We start from the raw sequence: 16,815 nt of genomic DNA, 5'->3' as shown, positions 1-16,815 counted from the left end.
ATGAACGCTCCCCTGCGCACGCCCGACGCGGCCACCGACGCGCTCGTGCATGTCCGCAACCTCACGGTGGACTTCCTCGGCGGCCGCAAGCCCGTGCGGGCGGTGGGCGGCGTCGATTTCGACCTCAAGGCCGGCGACGCGCTGGCGCTGCTCGGCGAATCCGGCTCGGGCAAGAGCGTGACGCTGCGCGCGCTGATGCGGCTCCTGCCGGAGAAGCGCACCCGCATCGGCGGAACCGTGCGGGTGGACGGCCAGGACGTGCTGGCACTCGGGCGCCGCAGCCTCGCGGCCTATCGCGGCGGCACCGTCGCGATGATCTTCCAGGATCCCGGCCTCGCCCTCGATCCGGTCTACAAGATCGGCGACCAGATTGCCGAGGCGGTGGTGCGCCACGAGGGCGCGAGCTTCGCCAAGGGCCGGGCGCGGGCGCTCGAACTCTTCGAGCGGGTGCACATCCCCTCCCCGGCCCGCCGTCTCGACGCCTACCCGCACGAGATGTCGGGCGGCATGCGCCAGCGCGCCATGATCGCGCTGGCGCTCGCCTGCAAGCCGAAGCTGCTGCTGGCCGACGAGCCGACCACGGCGCTGGACGCCACGGTGCAGATCCAGATCCTGCTGCTCTTGCGCGAGCTGCAGCGCGACCTCGGCCTCGCCGTGATCTTCGTGACCCACGATGTCGGCGTCGCCGTGCAGGTCGCCGACCGCGTCGCGGTGATGTATGGTGGCCATCTCGTGGAGGTCGGAGCGAGCGGCGAAGTGATCGGCACGCCGGCGCATCCCTACACGCATGGGCTCCTGGCCTCCCGCATCACGCCGGATTCGCCGAAGGGCCTGCGCCTCGCCACCATTCCCGGCTCGCCGCCCGATCTCGCCGACCCGCCGCCGGGCTGCCCGTTCGAGCCCCGCTGCAGCCTCGCCGCCCCGCCCTGCCGCGCCGGACTGCCGGAGCGCGTGGCGGTGGCGCCTGGCCACGCCGCGCGCTGCGTGCGGATCGGCGAAGCTCTGGGAGCCGCCCCGCACGCCGCGGCGTGAGGCGTAGCGGGCGCCCGCCCGCCGCCGAACGCCGTGACCGGATCAGCGGGTCGTCGGGGGAGACGGCAAAGTTCGATCCCGCCGCCATGTCGTCGCGATAGCTCACCGGCGGACAAGAATCGCCGCGATCGAGCGCGCATCGGCGGTCCGGGTGTGCGCGGCCGGCGCGAGAGGCGAGCCCAAGATGCCCGCCCAGGATGCCGCGTTGCACCCGGCAACCCGGCCCGCTAACGGATCGTCCGGCCCGGGTCGCGGGTCTGGTTGCGGGTCTGGTCGCGGGTCTCATGGGAGCGCGGGACGGTTTGAGCAAGCAAAGGCCTGAGGCCGGCGGGCGCGCGAAGGCGGCGTCGGCGCCCTGGAGCGAGATCGTGGTGGTCTGCGCCAAATGCGCCAAGCGCCAGGGCGTGCGGGCCAAGGCGGTCCGCGGCGACATCAAGCGCGAACTCAAGCGCGGTCAGCCGGGCCGCAAGGTCCGGGTGGTCGAGACCGGCTGCCTCGGCCTCTGCCCCAAGCGCAGCCTCACCTTCGCCACCACGGCCTCGCTTCGGGCGGGCCGCCTCATCGTGATCGATCCGGCGACCGCGCCCGACGCGCTGGTGCAGGCCCTCGTTCCCCCTGCCTCGGTCGATCCCGCATGAGGCAGACGCTCTCCGACCGGCCGCCTCCGTCGCTCGGCCGCGCCCTGCTGCGCCGGGTGCCGCTGTTCGGGGCGCTCGCCGGCATCGCGCTCGCCGCATGGCTGGTGGCCGTCAACGACGTGGGGGCGGTGGCCGCGGCGTTCGGGCGGGTGGGCGTTCTGGGCCTTGCGGCCGTGGTGCTGGTGCGGGTCGGGATCATCCTGCTGTGCGGCATCGCCTGGGCGCAGGTCACGGCGGGGGCCGCGGTCGGCACGGGGCCGTTCCTGCTGCTGCGCTTCGTGCGCGAGGGCGTCAACGTGCTGCTGCCGGTGGCCTCGGTCGGCGGGGACGTGCTGGGCGGGCGTCTCCTCACCTTCTGGGGCGTCTCCGGCGCCGTGGCGGCGGCCGGCATCATCGTCGACATGTTCTTCCAGGTCGCCGCGCTGGCGCTGTTCTCGCTCGCGGGCGTGCTGCTGCTGGGCCAGCTCGAAGGGGAGCCGGCCGCGCAGCTCGCCGCGTGGTGCGCGAAGGGGCTGGGGGTGAGCGCGCTCGTGCTCGCCGGTTTCTTCGCGGTCCAGCGCTTTGGCGGCGCCGGGGCGCTGGAGCGCCGCATCGCGGCGCTCGGCCGCCGCTTCGTGCGCGAGGCCTCGCCCACCGAGAGCGCGCGGCCGGGCGTGCAGGCGGCCCTCGACGCGATGTGGGAGCGCCGCCGCTGGTGGCCGCTGTCGCAGGGCGCCCTGCTCCACGTCGCGGCGTGGTTCCTGGGGGCTCTGGAGATCTGGATCGCCCTGCGCTGCATGGGCTTCGAGGTCACCGTCACCGAGGCGATCGTGCTGGAATCGCTCAGTCAGGCGATCAAGTCCGCGGCCTTCCCGGTCCCGAGCGGGCTCGGCGTGCAGGAGGGCGGCTTCGTGCTCCTCGGCGGCGTGTTCGGGATCGATGCCGATGCGGCGCTGGCGCTCTCCCTGGTCAAGCGCGTGCCGGACGTGGTGCTCGGCCTGCCCTCGCTGATCGCCTGGCAGATGATCGAGGGCCGCCGCCACCTGCTGGCGCCGGGCCGCAGCGGGCCGTAGAGCAGCGATCCTGCTCCTGGCCGTTGATTCGCCCTCAGGCCGTGACCGTGAAGCAGGCGCCGGCCTCGCTTTTCACCTCCAGGTGCGCGTTGATCTGGTCGAGCATCGAGCGGATCAGCTTCATGCCGAGGCCGGTCCCCTGCGCCTGCCCCTCCGCCCATGCGGCCGGCAGGCCACGCCCGTCGTCGCAGACCGAGAGGCTCACCCGGCCTTCGCTCACCGCCGCGACGCTCACCGCCACCCGCCCGCCCTCAGCGTCGTAGGCGTACTTGAAGGCGTTGGTGACGAGTTCGGTGGCGATGAGCGAAAGGGCGACCGCCTTGCGGTACGGCACCATCAGACCCGATTGGGCGTCGAGCGCGAGGGTGTGCCGCTCCCCTGCCATCACGGCGAGGTCGGCGCAGAGGTGCTCGATCGTCTGGCCGAGATCGACCTCCTCGACGCTCTCCGCCTGGTAGAGGCTGTCGTGCACGCGCGCCACGCTCATCACGCGGCCGATCGTCTCCGCGAAGGCCTCCTTGGCCGCCGGATCCGTCACCTGCCGGCGCTGCATGTGCAGGAAGGCGGAGACGATCTGCAGCGAGTTCTTCACCCGGTGGTCGATCTCGCGCGCGAGCAGGTCCTTCTGAGCGAGAAGCTTTTCCTTCTCGACGAGGAGGCCGGTCAGGTCCGCGATCTTGCGGCGCTGGCGCAGCACCACGCCCTCCACCGCCTGGGCGAGCGCCTCGGCGATGCCGACCTGCCACGCGGCGAACGGCGCGGAGGCCCCGCGGCGCTCCTCGACCCAGCGCTCGAAGGAGCGCCGCGGCAGCACGGTGGCCGAGCCGGCTGCCCCCAGGACGGGCTTGCGGGGGTCGCCGCCCCAGGTGACGGTGCTCGGGACTTCGGGCCGGAACCACAGCAGCAGGTGCGCCCGGTCCGGATCGACGAACGCCGCCAGGACGCCGCTCGCCTGATCGGTCCAGGGTCGGCTCGCCGGATGGTCGGCGGCGAACTCGGAGGAGGCGTAGCTGGTGCGGCCGGGCGGCAGCGTCACCCGCAGGTGATCGGCGATTGCCAGAACAGCCGCGGCGGGCGGCGTGCGCCCGAGCAGGCGCACGCTCCCGTCCGAGACCGTGGCGGCGCCGCCCGCCTCGAACAGGTCGAGCAGCGTTGTCGCGCCCTGCGTGAGGGCGCCCACGAAATCGTCCGACCGGGCGAGTTCGCGCACGAGCCGGCTCTCGGCGGCGAGGTGCTCCTGCTGCGCGTGCCAGAGGCGGATGCTCTCCATCTCCTGCACCCGCATCGCGAAAGCGTCCGCCAGCACGGCGGCGGCGGCCCGGGTCTCGGGGGCGACGTAATGCGGCTTGCGGTGGTGGCCGATCAGCAGGCCCCACAGCCGCCCCTCGACCATGATCGACACCGACATCGACCCGTTGACGCCGAGGTTGCGCTGGTACTCGAGGTGGATCGGCGAGAGGCTGCGCCCCTGCGCGAAGGTGAGGTCGATGGGGGTGTCGGCGGCGCCCGGCAGCGCCGTGAGCGGCACTGGCACATAGTCGCGGTCGATGACGAAGCGGCTCTTCGAGCGGGTGTAGAGCGCCCGGGCCTGGGCCGGGATGTCGCTTGCCGGGAAATGCAGGCCCATCAGCGACCGGTCCCAGCTCTCGACCTTGTCCTCGGCGATCGCCTCGCCGTTCCAGTCCGGATCGAAGCGGTAGACGAGGATGCTCTCGAAGCCGGTGAGCGCCCGCGTCTCGCGGGCGGCGCAGGCCGCGGCCTCCATCAGCCCGCTCGCCCCGCGCAGTCGCCCGACCGCCGCCTCGACCTCGATCGGGCCCGCGGTGGCGAAATCCTCCGGATGCAGCGGCACCCGCTCGAACTCGGCGAGGATGCGCGCGCCCGACCGGTGCGCCACCACCTCGTAGGGAACGGAACCGGGGCCGAGCACCGTGCGGGCGCGCAGGACGCGCCCGTCCTCCACCTCCGGGCCGCAGAGCCGGGCGCGCAGGGAGGCGAGCAGGCCGTCCGGCAGCAGCGCGGCGAGCGGCTGCCCGATAGGACGCGCGAGGGCATCCGGGATGTTCGCCGAGCAGGCCACCACCTCCAGCGTCCCGGCATCGGCCACGATCAGGTGGGCATGCGGCTGGATCGATCCCGGGATGTGGATGGGCTCGCGTTCGCACAGGGCCGGATCGACCGGCGCGGCGCTCACGCGCTGCCCGACCGCGGCCCGCACGGCCTCGCGGGCATCCGGCACCGCCACCGCGCCGACGGGCTGGGTGACGATCCAGTACCGGTCCGGCGCGGTCGCGCGGCGCAGCGTGATGCGCACCCGCAGCGGCTGCGGGTCGAAGCCGTACACGAAGGAGAAGGTCTCATCGAGGAGGCCGCGGCGCACACCTTCCCGGAACCTGCCGTAGAAGTCGGGCACGCGGGTGCAGGGCGCGATCTCGCTGAAGAAGTTTCGTCCGAGCACCCGCTCCGGTGCGCGGCCGGAGAATCGGCTCTCGGCCACGTTGTACAGCAGAATCGTCCCGCTCGAATCGACCTGAACGACACCCTCGGCAAGGCCGTCGATCTGTCGAGACGTCAGGGTATCGAGGATTCCGGTGCCCGCGCGCGGCGGAGGTGAGGGAACGATGGTCAAGGTGTTACGACCTTACCGGATCCCCCGGGGCGAGGAAACCCGCGGCGGCCCGGGGGCGGCCTCGCGCGCGGCGATGGCGCCGAGCGCGGTGGTCAGCCCCTCCTCCAGAGTGGGATGGTAGTAGGGGCGCTCCAGCAGGTGCCGTGCCGTCCAGCCCTCCTGGATCGCCGCCGCCAGCAGATGCGCGAGATGCTCGACGCCGGGTCCGACCATCTCCGCCCCGATCAGGCGGCCTTCCGGCTCCGCGTAGATCCGCGCGAGGCCGGCGTTGCGCCCCATCACGCGCGCCCGGCCCTGATCGGCGAACGAGACCTCGCCGATCAGCCAGTCACGGGCCGCCTCCGGGTCGAAGGCGCGTCCGACGGCGGCCATCTCCGGGTCGGTGAAGACGAGCGCGAAGGCCGGCCAGGGCGCGGGCGCCTCGACACGGGGGAACCGCGCGGCGTTGCGGCCGGCGATCCGCCCCTGGCGGGAGGCCTCGTGCAGCACCGGGCGCAGGCGGTTCGCGTCGCCCGCGATGAACAAGGGTGCCGGCCCGCATTGCAGGCTGTGCGGATGGATCTCCGGCCGGCCGGCTTCGTCGAGGTCGAGCCCGGCCCGGCCGAGGTCGAGATCGGCGAGGTTCGGCGGTCGTCCGGCCGCCGCCAGCACCTGCGCGAAGGCGGCGCTGCCGGTCTCCCCGCCGCTGCGCCAGTGCAGGCGAATCCCCTCGCCGTCCGGCGCGGCCTGCGTGACCTCGGTGCGCAGGCGCAGGTCGACCTCGCGGCCGATGATGGCCTCGGCAGAGGCCGCCACGGCCGGGTCGGTCGCGCCGCCGATCGACTGCGCGGGATCGAACACCGTGACTCGGACGCCGAGCCGCGTCATCGCCTGCGCGATCTCGATGCCGACCGGTCCGGCCCCGAGGACCGCCAGCGAGTCCGGCAGATCCTCGCTCTCGAACAGCGTGTCGGTGGTGAGCACGCGCCCGGCGATGGCAGCGAGGCTCGGCGGCAGGCTCGGGCTCGATCCGGTGGCGATCACCACGGCGTTCGCCCGGACCTCGACGCGGCCGTCGACGAGCAGCGTCGCCGGCCCGGTGAATCGCGCCTCTCCGGCGACGCGCAGATCCTCGGGCACGCGGCCGAGCCCATCGCGGATGCTGGCGACGAAGCGGTCGCGCTCCGCCCGCAGGCGCCGCATCACCGCCCGCCCGTCGACGCCGACCTGCGGGACATCGATCCCGAACAGGCCCGCGCCACGGGCGTCGTGCGCGGCGCGCGCCGCCGCGATCAGGAGCTTGGAGGGCATGCAACCGACCCTGGCGCAGGTCGTGCCGCCTGGCCCCCGCTCGATCAGCGCGGCACGGGCGCCTTCCCGGGTCGCCGCATCCCAGGCGGCGAGGCCGGCGGTCCCGGCGCCGATCACGGCGACGTCGCAGGTGATCCCGTCGCGCGTGCCGCCGGTCATCGGCCGGCCGCGCGCAACAGAGCGGTCGCGCCGGTCGGATCCCGCCCCGGCTCCGCGCGGTCCCGCTGCCGTAATGTCATGTCGATTGCCCCTGCGACCGCTCTCAACGGCAATCGGGGCCGTATCGTTCCGTCGGCCCGGTCAGCCGCCCGTCTCGGCCAGCAGGCCCTCCACGAAGCGGTCGAGCCCGACCTGGCGCTGCCGGCGCAGGCGCTCGGCGGTGAGGATCGCCTCCAGGGTCTTGAAGGACCGGTCGAGGTCGTCGTTGATCAGCACGTAATCGTATTCCGACCAGCGCTCGATCTCGGTGCGGGCGTTGCGCAGGCGCCGCTCGATGGTCTCGGCGGTGTCCTCGGCGCGGCGCTCCAGGCGGCGGCGCAGCTCCGCCATGCTGGGCGGCAGGATGAAGATCGTGACGACGTCCTCGCGCAGCTTCGCCCGAACCTGCCGCGTCCCCTGGTAGTCGATGTCGAAGATCATGTCCCGGCCGGCGGCCAATGCCGCCTCGACCGGGCGTCGCGGCGTCCCGTAGAAGTTGCCGTGCACTTCCGCCCATTCGAGCATGTCGTCGCGCTCGCGCATGCTCTCGAACGTCTCGCGGTCGATGAAGCGGTAGTGCTGCCCGTCGATCTCGGAGGGCCTGCGCGTCCGCGTGGTGACCGAGACCGAGAGATCCAGCTTCCATTCCGGCTGCCGCGCGAGCGCGCGGGTGAGCGTGGTCTTGCCCGCCCCGGAGGGCGAGGAGAGGATCAGCACCAGACCGCGCCGCGTCACCGGAGACGTCGCTTCGAACCCAACACTCATCTGCACTCGTTCCCCGCCGCGCCGCCCGCATCCACCGACGAGCGGGCGACCGCTCCCTCGTCGCGATACGGCGGCCCGCGGCTCGTGGCGACCGGCGGGAGGTGATCCCGCCGCTACTCGACGTTCTGCACCTGCTCGCGGAATTGCTCAACGACCGCCTTGAGGTCGAGGCCGATCCGCGAGAGCGCGATGTCGTTGGCCTTGGCGCACAGCGTGTTCGCCTCGCGGCCGAACTCCTGGGCCAGGAAATCGAGCCGGCGGCCGATGGCACCGCCCGCGGCGACGAGGTCCCGGGCGGCCGTCACGTGGGCGCGCAGCCGGTCGATCTCCTCGCGCACATCGGCCTTGGCGGCGAGCAGCACCGCCTCCTGGTGCAGGCGGTCGGGATCGAGGCCGCCCGCCTCCGAGAGCGCGGCAACCTGGGCGGCGAGGCGCGCGCGGATCGCCTCGGGCCGGCGCGCCGGGCAGGCCTCCGCCGCCTCGGTCAGCGCCGCGATGCGGGCGAGCTGGTCGTCGATCAGAGCGGCGAGCGCCCGCCCCTCCTCCCGGCGCACGGTCAGGAGGGATTCGGCGAGGCGCCCGGCGGCGGCCGCGAGCTCGGCCTGGAGCACGGCCGGATCCTCGCGGCCCTCCTCGACCTCGATGATGCCGCGCACCTGCAGCAGCCCGTCGAGAGAGGCCGGCCGCACGCCCTCGGGCAGCCGCAGGCGCGCGAGGGATTCGAGCAGGGAGGCGAGCAGCGTCTCGTCGACCCTCAGGCGCGGCTTGGCCTCGCTGCGGGTCAGCGTGAGGGTGAGCTGACACTGTCCGCGCGCGAGGCGCTTCTGCACCTGGGCCCGGGCCTCCTCGCCGACCGCATCGAAGCCCGGCGGAACCCGCAGCCGCACGTCGAGGCCGCGGCCGTTGACGCTGCGGACCTCCCAGGCCCATTGCACCGGGCCGGTCGTGCCGGCCTCGCGGGCGAAACCCGTCATGCTCGCGACGCTCATGCGGTCCTCGCGGTCAGGGATTGCGCAGGACCGGGACCGATTTCGGGTAGCTCAGGTCGTAGGTCTTGTTGCGGAGGGGATCGCGCGCCGTCCCCTCGGAGGCGTCGAAGGCGCGAGAGCGCGTGCCCGGCTCGCCGCCGTCGTAGGCCATCGGCGAGGCCGGCAGGCCGCGGCTCGGTCCCGCCGACGGGTCGGCGCCCGGCGCGGGCTCGACCTTGTCCACGGATTGCGCGGCGCCCGGGTCGGTGGCGGCCTTGGCCTTCTCGATCTGGCGCCAGCGGGCGACGTTGCGGTTGTGGGCCTCCAGGGTCTCGGCGAAGACGTGCCCGCCGGTGCCGTCGGCGACGAAGAACAGGTCCTTGGTGCGCGAGGGGTTCGCCACCGCTTCGAGGGCGGCGCGGCCCGGATTGGCGATCGGCCCCGGCGGCAGGCCCTCGATCACGTAGGTGTTGTAGGGGGTCGGCCGGTCGATCTCCGAGCGCAGGATGCCGCGCCCCAGCGTGCCGCGCCCGCCGACGAGCCCGTAGACGATCGTGGGATCGGATTGCAGCTTCATGCGCTTCTGCAGGCGGTTGATGAACACGCCCGCCACCCGCGGGCGCTCGTCGGCCCGCCCCGTCTCCTTCTCGACGATGGAGGCGAGCGTGACGAGTTCCTGGGGCGTGCGCACCGGGACTTCCTGGGCCTTGCCGGCCCAGACCCGCTTGAGCACCTCGCTCTGCTTGGCGCGCATGAGCGTGACGATCTTCTGGCGGCTGTCGCCGCGCTCGAACTTGTAGGTGTCGGGCAGGAGCGAGCCCTCGGGCGGGATCTCGTTGATCTCGCCGGTGAGGATGTCGTTGTCCCGCAGGCGGGCCACGATCTGCTCGCTGGTGAGCCCCTCCGGGAAGGTGATCGCGTGCTGGACGGGCCGGCCCTGGATCAGGGTGTCGAGCACGTCGTCGATGCTGGCATGGGCCTTGAAGTTGAACTCGCCGGCCTTGAGGGGCTGCTTGCGGGCGAAGCGCGCGGCGAGCTCGAACAGGGTCGGGTGCGTGATGACGCCCTCGCGCTGGAGCAGGTTCGCCATCTCGCCGACGCTGGAGCGGGCCGGCACCACCACCACCTTGTCGGTGGCCAGCGGACCCGGCTCGTTGATCTGCCGGTCGACCACGACGAGGCCGAGCATGGCACCGAGGCCCAGCACGACGAACAGGGTCAGGAATCCGCTCACCGCCGACAGGAACCCGCCGCGCTCGCGCACGGGCGCGGCCGGCGGGGGCGGGGCCGCGGTCGGCTTGATCGCCTCGCTCGGGCTGCGCGGCGCGAGGCGGCTCGGCTGAGCCGGCTGGTCCGGCGCGCTCGGCGGCGCGTCGGTCTTTCGCTTGCGGAACATGGCGGTCCTGTCGTGACGCTACCCTGGCGGACGCGCGCTCGCCCGGCATCCGCGCTGGGCCGCCAGACCCTACCAGCCTTTATGGCGAAATGGAGCCGGGAGAAGCGGCCGCGACCGTCCAGCGCGTGGCGCGATCCCGGGTCCGGCCGGGTACGAGGCTTCGGCTCCCATCACGGCACCGTGCGGTGAGCCACCATGAGGATCATCGCATCCGGCCATCCTGAACCGGAAGCGTCACCTCACGCTGGATCAGGTGCGCCTCGTCTGCCAGGTGTGTCACCGCCCGGCCGATGAGATGATCCGCGCCGGCGACTTGACCCAGGCCGCAGCCTGAGGCCGTGGCGCGAGGTGCCTCGCGCGTGAGGGCACGAGCCCTCAGGCCACCCGGCGCAGGATCAGCGAGGCGTTGGTGCCGCCGAAGCCGAAGGAGTTCGACAGGACCACGTCGACCTTGCGGCGCTTGGCCTCGTGCGGGACGAGGTCGATCGCCGTCTCGACGGAGGGATTGTCGAGGTTGAGGGTCGGCGGCACGATCTGATCGCGGATGGCCAGCACCGAGAAGATCGCCTCGATGGCGCCCGCTGCCCCGAGCAGGTGCCCGGTCGCGGACTTGGTGGAGGACATCGAGACGCCCTCGGCCTCGCCGAGCAGGCGCTCGACCGCCTTCAGCTCCAGCTCGTCGCCGAGCGGGGTCGAGGTGCCGTGCGCATTGATGTAGTCGATCTCGGCCGGCGCGATGCCGGCGCGCTTCACCGCCGCGCTCATGCAGCGGAAGGCCCCGTCGCCGTCGGGCGAGGGCGAGGTGATGTGATAGGCGTCCCCCGAGAGGCCGTAACCGACGACCTCGGCGTAGATCCTGGCGCCGCGCGCCTTGGCGTGCTCGTACTCTTCGAGGACCAGGATGCCCGCGCCCTCGCCCATCACGAACCCGTCGCGGTCGCGGTCGTAGGGCCGGGACGCCTGCTGCGGCCGGTCGTTGAAGCCGGTCGAGAGGGCGCGGCAGGCGGCGAAGCCCGCGAGCGACAGGCGGTTGATCGGCGATTCGGCCCCGCCCGCCAGCATCACGTCGGCGTCGCCCAGGGCGATCAGCCGGGCGGCATCGCCCACGGCGTGCGCGCCGGTGGAACAGGCCGTGACCACCGCATGGTTCGGCCCCTTCAGCCCGTGGGCGATCGACACCTGCCCGGAGGCGAGGTTGATGATGCGGCCCGGGATGAAGAACGGCGAGATGCGCCGCGGCCCCTTCTCGAACAGCGTCACGGAGGCGTCGTAGATGCCCCCGATGCCGCCGATGCCGGAGCCGATCAGCACGCCCGTGGCAGCCTGATCCTCGTACGATGTCGGGTGCCAGTCCGCGTCGTCGAGGGCCTGCGCGGAGGCCGCCATCGCGTAGACGATGAACGGATCGACCTTCCGCTGCTCCTTCGGCTCCACGTAGGCATCGGCGTCGAAAGCGCCCTCCCCCGCGTTGCCGAGGGGGATCGAGCAGGCGATGCGGCAGGGCAGGTCCGAGACGTCGAAGGCCTCGACGCGGGCGGCCCCGCTCTGCCCTTCGATGAGGCGGCGCCACGTGATGTCGACGCCGCTGCCCAGCGGCGTGACCATCCCGAGGCCCGTGACGACGACCCGACGCATCGCGTTATCCCGACCCGATCCCATTGGCGCTTCGCCCGACGCTCCGACGTGTGAGAACTCCGAACCCTCAGGCGGAGTTCTTCTCCAGGAACTTGATCGCGTCGCCGACCGTCTGGATCGTCTCGGCCGCGTCGTCCGGGATCTCGACGTTGAACTCTTCCTCGAACGCCATCACCAGCTCGACCGTATCGAGGCTGTCGGCCCCCAGATCGTCGATGAAGTTCGCGTTCTCGGTCACCTTCTCGGCCTCCACGCCGAGGTGCTCGACAACGATCTTCTTCACCCGGTCCGCGATATCGCTCATCTGATGGTCCTCGGTTGGTCTCGTGGAGAGAGCGGGGTGCCGCGCCTGGGCCGGCTTGCCCCGGAAGCTGGTGATGCGGCCGGTGTCCCGGCCGGCGGTGTCGTGGAAAGCCGCAGACGGCCGGACCGTCAATCCCCTTGTACGGCCGGCCGGGTGCTTAACACAGGGATTCCGCCCTGGCGAGAGGCGGTTCAGCACCGGTTCAGGCGGTCGGGAGGCCGATATTCAGGCCCCTCAGAGCATCGCCATGCCGCCGTTGACGTGGAGGGTGTGGCCGGTGACGTAGCCGGCCTCGTCCGAGGCGAGGTAGACGGCCGCCGCCGCGACCTCGGCCCCCTCGCCGAGCCGGCCCATCGGCACCGTGGCGAGGATGCCGTCGCGCTGCTTCTCGTTGAGCGCATCGGTCATCGGCGAGGCGATGAAGCCGGGAGCGATGCAGTTCACGGTGATCTTCCGGCTCGCGACCTCCGCGGCCAGGGCCTTGGTGAGGCCGACGAGGCCGGCCTTGGCGGCCGCGTAGTTGCCCTGGCCGGCATTGCCGGTGGAGCCCACCACCGAGCCGATATTGACGACGCGGCCGTAGCGGCGGCGCATCATGCCCTTCACCGCCGCCCGCGACAGCCGGAAGGCGGCCGTCAGGTTCACGGCGATCACGCTGTCCCACTCCTCGTCCTTCATGCGCAGGAAGAGGTTGTCGCGGGTGATGCCGGCGTTGTTGACCAGGATGTCGAGGCCGCCGAGCGCCGCCTCGGCGGCCGGCACGAGTCCCTCCACCGCCGCCGTGTCGGCGAGGTTGGCCTCGACCACGTGCACCCGCTCGCCCCCGAGTTCGGCCCTCAGGGCATCGAGCGCCTCGCGGCGCGTGCCCGAGATCGCCACGTCGGCGCCCTGCGCGTGGAAGGCGCGGGCGATGGCGCCGCCGAGGCCGCCGGTGGCGCCGGTGACGAGGGCCTTGCGGCCGGTGAGAGCGAACATGCGGATCAGGTCCCGTTCAGAGGCGGAAGGCGGCGATGTCGGCCGGCGTGCCGACGGACGTGGCGGTCGCGCCCGAGGCGATCCGCTTGACGAGGCCGGAGAGCACCTTGCCGGTGCCGACCTCGTAGAAGGCATCGACGCCCGCCGCCGCCATCGCGGCGACGCATTCGCGCCAGCGCACGGTTCCGGTCACCTGACGCACCAGCGCGTCGCGGATCGCGGCGGGCTCGCGGATCGGGGCGGCGAGCACGTTGGCCACCACCGGCACCGCGGCGGCGGTGATCTCGACCTGATCGAGGGCGGCCCGCATCGTCTCGGCCGCCGGCCCCATCAGGGCGCAGTGGAAGGGGGCCGAGACGTTAAGCATGACGGCGCGCTTGGCGCCGCGGCCCTGCGCCAGCGCCACCGCGCGCTCGACCGCGGCGCGATGACCCGAGACCACCACCTGACCGGCCCCGTTGTCGTTGGCGACGTCGCAGACCTCGCCCTGCTCGGCCTCGCCCGCGATCTCCTCGGCCGCCTCGATGTCGAGGCCGAGCAGGGCGGCCATCGCGCCGGTGCCCACCGGCACGGCGCGCTGCATCGCCTCGCCGCGCAGGCGCAGGAGGCGCGCCGTGTCGGCGAGCGTGAGGGCGCCGGCCGCCGCGAGCGCGCTGTACTCGCCGAGCGAATGGCCCGCGACGAGCGCGACGTCGCGGGCGAGGTCGAGGCCGCGCTCGGCCTCCAGCACCCGCAGGGCCGCGAGGCTTGCGGCCATCAGGGCGGGCTGGGCGTTCGCCGTGAGGGTGAGGTCGTCCGCCGGGCCCTCGAACATCAGGCGCGAGAGGTTCTGGCCCAGCGCCTCGTCCACCTCGGCGAAGACCGCGCGGGCGGCGGCGTGATCCTGGGCGAGGCCGGCACCCATGCCGACGGCTTGGCTGCCCTGGCCCGGAAAGATGAAGGCGCGCGACACGGACGATTTCCTGCCCTGCTGACGTCGGTTGGGGCGCGCCACTCGCACCGCTCCGGCCCGCAGTCAAGCGGAGCCGGAACGGATCAGGCGTCCTCCACCCCGCACCACTCGGCGACGAACAGCGCCATCGCGGTGGTGATGCGCTGGAGCGAGGACAGGCTGACGCGCTCGTCGAAGCCGTGGATGTTCTCGCTCACCGGCCCGTAGCAGAGGGCCGGCACGCGGTCGTAGAGGGCATGCACCCGCGTATCGAGGTAGCCGGCCGTCATGAAGCTCCGCAGCGGCGCGCCGGTCGCCGCCTGATGCGCGCGGCCGAGCACGGCTTCCGCCTCCGACCCTTCCGCCAGCTCGTAGCCTTCGGCGAAGAAGCCGTTGAAGGTGACGCGCGGCGGGGTGTTCGACAGGAAGGGATCGGCGCGGGCGAAGTCGCGGATGGCGGCCTCGATCTCGCGGGCGGCCTCGGCGGCTTGCGTGCCGGGATAGATCGCGATGCGGCAGTCGATCCGGCACCAGGCGGGCACCGAGGAGGCCCAGTCGCCGCCCTCGATGCGGCCGATGTTGAGGTTGATCGGGTGCGCCTCGCCCTCGAAGTGCGGGCGGCCCGCCTTGGCGGCGTTCCAGCGCTCCTCCAGGGCGCGCAGGGCGCCGATCACCCGGTAGGCGGCGTCGATGGCGTTGGCGCCCGTGCCCATCTCGCGCACGTGGACCGGACGCCCGCGCACCTCGACCTGGAACCAGAGCACGCCGGTATTGGCCCGCACCAGCTTCTCGTCCTCGGGCTCGGGGATCAGCACCGCATCCGCCCGGTAGCCGCGCAGATGGGTCATCAGGGCGCCGTTGCCGGTGGATTCCTCCTCGACCACCGATTGCAGCGTCACGGTCGCGGCCGGCTGGAGGCCGATGCGGCGCAGCGCGTCCATGACGAACAGGTTGGCCGCATGCCCGGCCTTCATGTCGGCGCCGCCGCGCCCGTAGAGCCAGTCGCCCTCCACCACCGGATCGAAGGGCGGATGCGTCCAGAGATCGGCGGGACCCGCCGGCACCACGTCGACATGGGCCTGGAGGATCAGCGAGCGGCCGGTCTCCCGCTTCGGCCGATGGATGCCGACGACGATCGGGGCGTCGGAATGGGCCGGCGAGAACGCGGCGCCACCCGGATGCGCCTCGATCTGCGCGCGGTCCATGCCGAAGCGGTCCATCGCCCAGCCCCGGTCGCGGAAGGACCGGAAGACGAAATCCTGGATCGCCTGCTCGTCGCCGCGTGTCGAGGGGAAGCGGACCAGGGCCTGGGTATGGGCGACCTGATCCTTGAAACCGTCTTCGACCGAAGCGGCGATCCGGTCGCGCAGGGCAGGATCGAGGGGCATGACATCTCCGGGTTCAGGGGTTCGGCGGATCGTGCGTGCCGCCGTCGGGCCGGGTGCGGGCCGGCGTCACGCCACCGCGATCCGCGCCTCCACGCCGAGCAGGCGCGCGAGCCCCCGCAGGCGGCTGGAGAGGCGGTCGCTCGCGAGCGCGCGCAGGTCTTCGGGCAGGTGGAGCACCAGCGCGCCGTTCTCCACCACCAGCGGGGTGCGCGGCAGCACCCCTTCCATCGCCACCGAGATCGGGAAGGCCACGCGCAGGGCCGCGCCGAGCAGGCGCGCCTGCTCGAACAGCCGGGCGCCGGCGAGCTGGCGCAGGGTCGGGCTCGCCTTCTCGGGGGCCACGCCCTCGTGGCGGAAGAACACCGACACCGCCAGGTAGGCCCGGCCCGGATGGTCGATGCCCACGAAGGCGCCGTGGGCGATCAGGTTGAGGCTCTGCTCGCCGCGATAATCCGGATGGGTGCGCCAGCCGACATCGGCGAGCAGACAGGCGGCGTGGCGCAGGCGGCGCTCGTCGGCGGTCTCGGGCGTGTCGAGGCTCGCCATGAAGGCGTCGGTCCAGTCCTGCAGTTCCGGCCCGTGCCCGGGGCAGCGCGCGCGCAGGCGGTTGAGGTCGCCGGCCGCGACGAGGAGCGGATCGAGGCCGCGGCTCGCCGGATCGAGGAGTTCGTACAGGAGCCCCTCGCGCACCCCCGTGGCCGAGATGGCGATCTCGCGCGGGCGGCCGGTGCGGATGATCTCCTCCAGCACCACGGCCCCGAAGGCGAGGAGCGGCCGGCGCGCTTCCGACACGCTCTCGACGGCCGCCAGCGTCGCGGCATCGACGCTCTCGACCATGTCGAGGAACTTCAGCTCCTCCGCCGGATCGATGCTGTAGCCGTGCATGACGCGCAGCGGGTAGTTGCGCGCCGCCTGCTGCAGCCGCGCGAGCGCCCGCCACGTGCCGCCGACCGCGTAGAAGGTGCGGCCGCGCAGCGTTTCGAGCTGCGGCGCGGCCTTCCTGAGCGTGTCGGCGGCGATCTTGCGCGCCTTCTTGACCGAATTGCCGCTGAGGTCCTGCAGCGCCAGCCCGCCGAGCGGCGTCGTCACGCCCCGGCCGACCGCGGCCCCCCGCACGTCCACGAGTTCGAGCGAGCCGCCGCCGAGGTCTCCCACTACCCCGTCCGGGGAATGGAAGCCCGCGATCACCCCGAAGGCCGACAGCTCCGCCTCGCGCCGGCCGGAGAGGAGCTGGATCGGCTCGCCGCAGGCCGCTTCCGCGGCTTCGAGGAAGGCCGGCCCGTTCTCCGCGTCGCGCGCGGCGGCGGTGGCGAGCACGAAGGTGCGCCCGACCCGGATGGTGCGGCAGAGCTCGCGGAACCGCGCCAGGGCCTGCAGCGCCCGGCGCATCCCCTCCTCGTGCAGCCGCCCCGTCGAGAGAACGTTGCGGCCGAGCCCGCACAGGACCTTCTCGTTGTAGAGCGGCGTCGGCGCCCGGCTGAGGCCCGCATAGGCCACGAGGCGCACCGAGTTCGAGCCGATATCGATGATGGCGATGGGTTCGCCGGGCGCGACGCGGGCCAGGGCGGCCTGCGTCGGGACGTGTGCGGGTGCGGCGGAATGCAGGCCCATCCG

General features: G+C 72.9%; 14 protein-coding genes. 3 read left to right on the top strand and 11 right to left on the bottom strand.

All coding sequences use genetic code 11. From position 1 onward, the window contains the following. The 3 genes from MFF61_RS14490 (at nucleotide 1) to MFF61_RS14480 (ending at nucleotide 2,722) form a co-directional block, all read left to right on the top strand. Nucleotides 1-1,032: an ABC transporter ATP-binding protein gene (locus tag MFF61_RS14490; protein WP_238235762.1), complete on the top strand. Its 1,032-nt coding sequence runs from the start codon at nucleotides 1-3 to the stop codon at nucleotides 1,030-1,032. A gap of 302 nt (nucleotides 1,033-1,334) precedes the next feature. Beyond that, a complete protein-coding gene (locus tag MFF61_RS14485; protein WP_306423396.1) occupies nucleotides 1,335-1,670 on the top strand; it encodes a (2Fe-2S) ferredoxin domain-containing protein in 336 nt (111 codons plus the stop codon). Next, complete coding sequence (locus MFF61_RS14480) at nucleotides 1,667-2,722, top strand: flippase-like domain-containing protein (RefSeq protein ID WP_238235760.1); 1,056 nt, start codon at nucleotides 1,667-1,669, stop codon at nucleotides 2,720-2,722. The genes MFF61_RS14485 and MFF61_RS14480 overlap by 4 nt, the downstream gene beginning before the upstream one ends. A 34-nt stretch (nucleotides 2,723-2,756) precedes the next feature. On the opposite strand, the gene MFF61_RS14475 is transcribed toward MFF61_RS14480, so the two are convergent. The 11 genes from MFF61_RS14475 to ppx form a co-directional block, all read right to left on the bottom strand. Continuing rightward, entirely contained in the window at nucleotides 2,757-5,345 is a 2,589-nt protein-coding gene (locus MFF61_RS14475; RefSeq protein WP_238235817.1) for a histidine kinase dimerization/phosphoacceptor domain -containing protein, read from the bottom strand. A gap of 18 nt (nucleotides 5,346-5,363) precedes the next feature. Continuing rightward, the gene (locus MFF61_RS14470; RefSeq protein ID WP_238235759.1) at nucleotides 5,364-6,800 is read right to left on the bottom strand and encodes a dihydrolipoyl dehydrogenase; all 1,437 of its coding nucleotides are present in this window, start codon (nucleotides 6,798-6,800) and stop codon (nucleotides 5,364-5,366) included. A 141-nt stretch (nucleotides 6,801-6,941) separates the two neighbouring features. Continuing rightward, a complete protein-coding gene (gene gmk / locus MFF61_RS14465; RefSeq protein ID WP_238235758.1) occupies nucleotides 6,942-7,604 on the bottom strand; it encodes a guanylate kinase in 663 nt (220 codons plus the stop codon). Between the two features lie 113 nt (nucleotides 7,605-7,717). Continuing rightward, nucleotides 7,718-8,593 (bottom strand): YicC/YloC family endoribonuclease, encoded by an 876-nt coding sequence (locus tag MFF61_RS14460; RefSeq protein WP_238235757.1) that lies wholly within the window; start codon nucleotides 8,591-8,593, stop codon nucleotides 7,718-7,720. Between the two features lie 13 nt (nucleotides 8,594-8,606). After that, entirely contained in the window at nucleotides 8,607-9,968 is a 1,362-nt protein-coding gene (gene mltG, locus MFF61_RS14455; protein WP_238235756.1) for an endolytic transglycosylase MltG, read from the bottom strand. Nucleotides 9,969-10,343: 375 nt separating this feature from the next. Further along, nucleotides 10,344-11,603 carry a beta-ketoacyl-ACP synthase II gene (gene fabF, locus MFF61_RS14450; protein ID WP_238235755.1) on the bottom strand — a complete coding sequence of 420 codons (1,260 nt, stop codon included), beginning with the start codon at nucleotides 11,601-11,603 and terminating at the stop codon, nucleotides 10,344-10,346. 67 nt (nucleotides 11,604-11,670) lie between these two features. Beyond that, nucleotides 11,671-11,907 carry an acyl carrier protein gene (locus MFF61_RS14445; protein WP_238235754.1) on the bottom strand — a complete coding sequence of 79 codons (237 nt, stop codon included), beginning with the start codon at nucleotides 11,905-11,907 and terminating at the stop codon, nucleotides 11,671-11,673. 234 nt (nucleotides 11,908-12,141) lie between these two features. Next, nucleotides 12,142-12,882 carry a 3-oxoacyl-[acyl-carrier-protein] reductase gene (fabG, locus tag MFF61_RS14440; RefSeq protein ID WP_238235753.1) on the bottom strand — a complete coding sequence of 247 codons (741 nt, stop codon included), beginning with the start codon at nucleotides 12,880-12,882 and terminating at the stop codon, nucleotides 12,142-12,144. A 16-nt stretch (nucleotides 12,883-12,898) separates the two neighbouring features. Continuing rightward, complete coding sequence (gene fabD / locus MFF61_RS14435) at nucleotides 12,899-13,834, bottom strand: ACP S-malonyltransferase (protein ID WP_238235752.1); 936 nt, start codon at nucleotides 13,832-13,834, stop codon at nucleotides 12,899-12,901. A gap of 83 nt (nucleotides 13,835-13,917) precedes the next feature. Beyond that, nucleotides 13,918-15,201, bottom strand: coding sequence for an ArgE/DapE family deacylase (locus MFF61_RS14430; protein WP_238235751.1), 1,284 nt, complete (start codon nucleotides 15,199-15,201; stop codon nucleotides 13,918-13,920). Nucleotides 15,202-15,267: 66 nt separating this feature from the next. After that, on the bottom strand, nucleotides 15,268-16,812 hold the full coding sequence (gene ppx / locus MFF61_RS14425; protein ID WP_238235750.1) for an exopolyphosphatase: 1,545 nt from the start codon (nucleotides 16,810-16,812) through the stop codon (nucleotides 15,268-15,270). Nucleotides 16,813-16,815: the final 3 nt, after the last annotated feature.

The organism is Methylobacterium isbiliense, from assembly GCF_022179325.1.
In the GTDB taxonomy this organism is placed as follows: Bacteria; Pseudomonadota; Alphaproteobacteria; order Rhizobiales; family Beijerinckiaceae; genus Methylobacterium; species Methylobacterium isbiliense.
The sequence above is the reverse complement of the archived record's forward strand: the minus strand, read 5'-3'. Positions and strand labels throughout refer to the sequence as shown.

What these genes read in the sequence shown, in the direction of transcription:
- ppx (WP_238235750.1), bottom strand. Translation starts at nt 16,812, where the DNA reads ATGGGCCTGCATTCCGCCGCACCCGCACACGTCCCGACGCAGGCCGCC.
- fabF (WP_238235755.1), bottom strand. Translation starts at nt 11,603, where the DNA reads ATGCGTCGGGTCGTCGTCACGGGCCTCGGGATGGTCACGCCGCTGGGC.
- mltG (WP_238235756.1), bottom strand. Translation starts at nt 9,968, where the DNA reads ATGTTCCGCAAGCGAAAGACCGACGCGCCGCCGAGCGCGCCGGACCAG.
- fabG (WP_238235753.1), bottom strand. Translation starts at nt 12,882, where the DNA reads ATGTTCGCTCTCACCGGCCGCAAGGCCCTCGTCACCGGCGCCACCGGC.
- MFF61_RS14460 (WP_238235757.1), bottom strand. Translation starts at nt 8,593, where the DNA reads ATGAGCGTCGCGAGCATGACGGGTTTCGCCCGCGAGGCCGGCACGACC.
- MFF61_RS14430 (WP_238235751.1), bottom strand. Translation starts at nt 15,201, where the DNA reads ATGCCCCTCGATCCTGCCCTGCGCGACCGGATCGCCGCTTCGGTCGAA.
- MFF61_RS14490 (WP_238235762.1), top strand. Translation starts at nt 1, where the DNA reads ATGAACGCTCCCCTGCGCACGCCCGACGCGGCCACCGACGCGCTCGTG.
- gmk (WP_238235758.1), bottom strand. Translation starts at nt 7,604, where the DNA reads ATGAGTGTTGGGTTCGAAGCGACGTCTCCGGTGACGCGGCGCGGTCTG.
- MFF61_RS14445 (WP_238235754.1), bottom strand. Translation starts at nt 11,907, where the DNA reads ATGAGCGATATCGCGGACCGGGTGAAGAAGATCGTTGTCGAGCACCTC.
- MFF61_RS14470 (WP_238235759.1), bottom strand. Translation starts at nt 6,800, where the DNA reads ATGACCGGCGGCACGCGCGACGGGATCACCTGCGACGTCGCCGTGATC.
- MFF61_RS14480 (WP_238235760.1), top strand. Translation starts at nt 1,667, where the DNA reads ATGAGGCAGACGCTCTCCGACCGGCCGCCTCCGTCGCTCGGCCGCGCC.